General features: G+C 60.8%; 6 protein-coding genes. 3 read left to right on the forward strand and 3 right to left on the reverse strand.

Annotated elements, in window-relative coordinates:
• The 3 genes from WBF74_RS09615 to mscL all read left to right on the forward strand — a co-directional run.
• Positions 1 to 462 (forward strand): lytic transglycosylase domain-containing protein (locus WBF74_RS09615; protein WP_424438752.1); only part of this gene is annotated, 462 nt, incomplete at its 5' end.
• Between the two features lie 70 nt (positions 463 to 532).
• On the forward strand, positions 533 to 1,075 hold the full coding sequence (moaB, locus tag WBF74_RS09620) for a molybdenum cofactor biosynthesis protein B (RefSeq protein WP_424438755.1): 543 nt from the start codon (positions 533 to 535) through the stop codon (positions 1,073 to 1,075).
• An 81-nt stretch (positions 1,076 to 1,156) separates the two neighbouring features.
• The gene (gene mscL, locus WBF74_RS09625; protein WP_424438758.1) at positions 1,157 to 1,585 is read left to right on the forward strand and encodes a large conductance mechanosensitive channel protein MscL; all 429 of its coding nucleotides are present in this window, start codon (positions 1,157 to 1,159) and stop codon (positions 1,583 to 1,585) included.
• Here mscL and WBF74_RS09630 read toward each other — a convergent pair.
• The 3 genes from WBF74_RS09630 to WBF74_RS09640 all read right to left on the reverse strand — a co-directional run.
• On the reverse strand, positions 1,582 to 2,337 hold the full coding sequence (locus tag WBF74_RS09630) for a class I SAM-dependent methyltransferase (protein WP_424438761.1): 756 nt from the start codon (positions 2,335 to 2,337) through the stop codon (positions 1,582 to 1,584). The genes mscL and WBF74_RS09630 overlap by 4 nt on opposite strands.
• The gene (locus WBF74_RS09635) at positions 2,334 to 2,960 is read right to left on the reverse strand and encodes a TIGR04282 family arsenosugar biosynthesis glycosyltransferase (RefSeq protein WP_424438764.1); all 627 of its coding nucleotides are present in this window, start codon (positions 2,958 to 2,960) and stop codon (positions 2,334 to 2,336) included. Before WBF74_RS09635 ends, WBF74_RS09630 begins: the two co-directional genes overlap by 4 nt.
• Positions 2,953 to 3,697: TIGR04283 family arsenosugar biosynthesis glycosyltransferase (locus WBF74_RS09640; protein WP_424438767.1), on the reverse strand; the 745-nt coding region annotated here is incomplete at its 5' end. The genes WBF74_RS09635 and WBF74_RS09640, both read right to left, overlap by 8 nt.

Genomic DNA, 3,697 nt, shown 5'->3' on the forward strand with positions numbered 1-3,697 from the left:
TTCATGCGGCAGGAGAGCAAGTTCCTTCCCGACGCAACCTCATGGGCAGGAGCGCGCGGGCTGATGCAGATCATGCCTGCGACAGCGAGCCACCTCACGCGCGACCAGTCGCTTGCGGGCGGCAATCGCGACAAGCTGCTTGATCCCACCTTCAACATCACGCTCGGGCAGGAGTATATCGAGCAGCTGATGCATTCCGGTGAGCCATACGGCAATCTCTTCATGCTCACCACGGCCTATAATGGCGGGCCGGGCAATCTTTCCCGCTGGCTCGCCAGCATGGATTTCCGGGGCGATCCCTTCCTTTTCATCGAAAGCATCCCGGCGGCGGAAACGCGCGGCTATATCGAGCGTGTCGTCACAAATTACTGGATTTACAGCGAACGCCTTGGCCAGCCGGTCGGTTCGCTGGATGCAACGGCGGCAGGCACATGGCCGCTTTATCAGGGGGTTACGCGCTAGAACGCGTTACGCCGCGACAGGGCGGTTCTTTTCGGTTATATGGACCCGTTCCCCAAACGAAAGGCTCCCTATGTCCGAGATCGACACCACCCGCGACTTCATTCCTGTCAGAATTGCCGTGCTCACCGTTTCCGACACGCGCACCTTCGAGAATGACAAATCGGGCGATGTCCTGGTCGAGCGGATCAAAGCGGCGGGGCACAGCGTTGCCGCGCGGCGCATTGTTCCCGATGACATTGTGCATATTCGCGGCGCGCTCATGACATGGATCGCCGACAGTTCAGTCGATGTGGTGATTTCCACCGGTGGCACGGGGCTTACGGGCCGCGACGTGACGCCGGAGGCTTTCCGCTCCGTTTATGACAAGGAAATTGACGGTTTCTCCGCCATCTTTCATCGCGTTTCCTTTGAAAAGATCGGCACCTCGACAATTCAGTCTCGCGCCACAGCCGGCATTGCGGGCGGCACGCTGCTCTTTGCGCTGCCCGGCTCGCCAAATGCCTGCAAGGATGGCTGGGATGAAATTCTGATTCACCAGCTCGACAATCGCTTCCGGCCCTGCAATTTCGTCGAGATCCTTCCGCAGATTCAGGAATACAAACAGCGGAAGTAAAAGCGTTTTTCCCGTTGTGCCTCTCCCGCACTCGCGGCACCCTTGATCCGGGTGGGAATCAACGAGGCTGGAGAGCCAGGAATGTTCAAGGAATTTCGCGAATTTGCCCTGAAGGGCAATGTGCTCGACATGGCGGTCGGTATCATTATCGGTGCCGCCTTCACGACCATCGTTCAATCGCTTGTGAACGACGTGCTCATGCCGCCCATTGGCGCATTGATGGGCGGTGTCGATTTTAGCCAGTACTTCATTGCGCTGACCCTTGCGGAAAACGGTCCGGCCACGGTTGACGCGGCGAAGGAAGCCGGCATCCCCGTCATCGCCTATGGCCGCTTCATCAATGCGGTGATCCAGTTCACCATCGTGGCCTTCGCGCTGTTCCTCGTCATCAAGCAGATGAATGCGCTGCGCGCGCGTATTGCGAAGGGTGAAGAGCCGGCCCCGGCGGCACCGCCCCGGCAGGAAGTGCTTCTGGAAGAAATTCGCGACGCGCTCAGGGCGAAGAACTAGTCCTTCCGCCGCAATACATAAAAGACGTAGGAATACTGGCCGGGATTGTTCTCAAAAAGAGCAATCTCGGCCTCTGCGTCTCGAAGCACAGCTTCCGCCTCATCGCCGTAGGTGTCACGCATCTCTGCGATCCGCGCACGCATCGGGCGATAATATTCCGCCCACCAATCTTCCTCACCAAACACATGCGTGCCGAGCACTTCATACCCGGCGCGCTCCGCCGCCGCGATATTGTCCCCGATCGCACTCATGCCCGGATAGGCTTCATCCCAGAAGTCGCGCACCTCATCCGACGGATTGTCTGTCAGCCAGCTACATTCCGAAACGGCAACGCAGCCACCGGCTTTCAGAAAGCGCCGCCAGAGCTTCACCCCGCGCGCAAAGCCTGCGATGTAGATTGCGCCTTCCGACCAGATGAGATCGAACTCGCCTTCATGGAAAGGCAGCGCCTCCATATCGGCGCGCTTGATGATCAGCCGTTCATCGCTGCTGCCTTCCCGCTCCGCGCGCTCATAAAGCCTTTCCAGAAAAGGCTCATAGAGATCGACTGCCGTAACGCGGCCATTGGTGAGGCGGAGCAGATCGAAAGTTGATGCGCCCTGCCCCGCGCCAATATCGAGGCAATCCGGCGATGCGGGGAGCGGCGGCAAAAGCGCGAAGGTGGCCTCCGTTGCCGCGCGACTTCCTGGCCCGTTGCGCGGCAGGGCGAGTTGCAGATCGAGAAAGACCTTGAAGGGATCAAGATCGCTCATGCCCGCCCCCGCCATGCGGCAAGGTCCGCGCCTGTGTCGATATCGGCGAGCGTATCGAGCAGGGCGCAGCTCATGCCCCGCGCCGTGATGTTTCTCATCGTGTCTTCCATTGCATGTTCACTCGACCAGCGCACGCCCTCAAAAATATCAACGATGCGCGGACGGCGCTTCATGCCGATGAGCCAATAGCCGCCATCCTCTGCCGGGCCAAGCACCGTGTCATGCGCGCGGAGTGCCGTAAAGCCTTCGGCGATATGGCGTCTCGTGATGTCCGGGATATCGGAACCGATAATGAGGACCGGGCCTTGCGGCAGCGTTCTGAAGAGGCGGCCCATGCGCGCGCCAAGATCACCCGCGCCTTGCGCGATGCGCGGAATATCCGCCGGCCAGAAGCCCTTTTCCGCGCAAGCACTGTCCGGCGTGACGGCGACGAGCGTGCGCCATCGCGGATTGCGCGCGACACGGCGCAGAAGTGTGTCGCCCGTAACGCGCACGAAGCGCAGCGCCTCCACCGCGCCGATATCGCGCGCGAGACGTGTCTTCGCGCGGCCGATCAGCGGCTGTTTCGCCATGATAACGAGCTGGGGATGAAGAGGCATGAAGGCGCGGCGGATTTCAGCCATAGACCCGCGCAATGATGCGCGGCGGCACACGCAAATAATAAAGCGCGAGGCATGTCAGGTTGCGCAGCGAACGCGCAAGGAAGCCATCGCGGATGTAACGCGCGGGGCTTGTCACCGCCTGGCTACGGAACATGAGAAGGCGGCGACGCGGAATACGCCGCACGAGATCCACATCTTCCATCAGCGGCAGGTCGCGGAAGCCGCCTACCTTTTCATAAAGCCTGCGATGCACGATCAACCCTTGATCGCCATAGGGCAGACGAAAGAGTGCGCAGCGCAGCGCCACCATGCGCTCGATCAGCCGCGCCCGGCCCGAAAAGTCATCCAGCGCAAAGCGGAAGGCGGCGGCCATCTCCCCGTCCCGGAAGCGCCCGCTTTCGACCTGCTCGAAAAATATCTGGATCTCGCTGATCCAGCTTTCCTCGAGCACGGTGTCGGCATGGAGGAAAAGCAGCCAGTTGCTTCGCGCTGCCTTTGCGCCTGCCGCCAGCTGCCGGCCGCGCCCCTTCGGCGCGCGGATGAGTTTTGCGCCAGTCGATTCGACGATCTCCAGCGTTCCATCGGTGGAGCCGCCATCGACCACGATCACCTCGCGCACAAGCCCTTTCACCGCGCCCGGCACCAGAGGTGCCAATGTGCGTGTGAGGGTTTCCCCTGCATTCAGGGTCGGAATGATGACGCTCAACATGGCTCGCATAATAACGATCCACACGCCGCCGCCAATCGCGGTGGAAGAA

The organism is Parvibaculum sp. (genome assembly GCF_049672805.1).
Classification (GTDB): Bacteria; Pseudomonadota; Alphaproteobacteria; order Parvibaculales; family Parvibaculaceae; genus Parvibaculum.